The sequence below is a fragment of the Myxococcus sp. CA051A genome (assembly GCF_013336705.1).
Classification (GTDB): Bacteria; Myxococcota; Myxococcia; order Myxococcales; family Myxococcaceae; genus Myxococcus; species Myxococcus llanfairpwllgwyngyllgogerychwyrndrobwllllantysiliogogogochensis.
Genome location: NZ_JABUMS010000090.1, coordinates 1 through 401, shown reverse-complemented (window position 1 = coordinate 401; position 401 = coordinate 1). Strand labels below are relative to the sequence as shown.

The window sequence follows — 401 nt, the reverse complement described above, 5'->3', positions numbered from 1 at the left end:
CCGGCTCGCTCATCTGGATCGCTCTCCTTTTCTTCGGCCTCTTCAAAGGCTGGCAGGCACTCCAGGATGCCGCCACGAACCGCAAGGCGGTCTATTCGCTGATGCTGGTGGATGTCGCCGCGCTGGTGATCCTCCTCGTCCAGCAGTTCAAGGTGCTCGACTCGCCCCCGGCGGCCATCCTGGTGGGGCTGTTCACGTTCGTCCTCATGCTGCTGGGACTGTTCCTCGCCGTCACCGGCCTCATCGAGCTGCGCTCCGACAAGGAACGGCTCCTGAAGGGCCGCTCGCACGCGTGGTGGGCCATCGCGATCTCGGCCCTCATGCTGACCGGCATGGGCATTGGCTTCGCCAGGGTCATGTCACGCCGGAATGAAATCCCGGCGAATCTCCGGGTGGAGAAG

The 401-nt window shown here is 64.3% G+C and carries 1 protein-coding gene; it reads left to right on the top strand.

What is annotated here, in order from left to right; genetic code table 11:
* The coding region (locus HUA74_RS45045) for a hypothetical protein (protein ID WP_174459524.1) at nt 1-401 on the top strand (401 nt) is incomplete at both ends.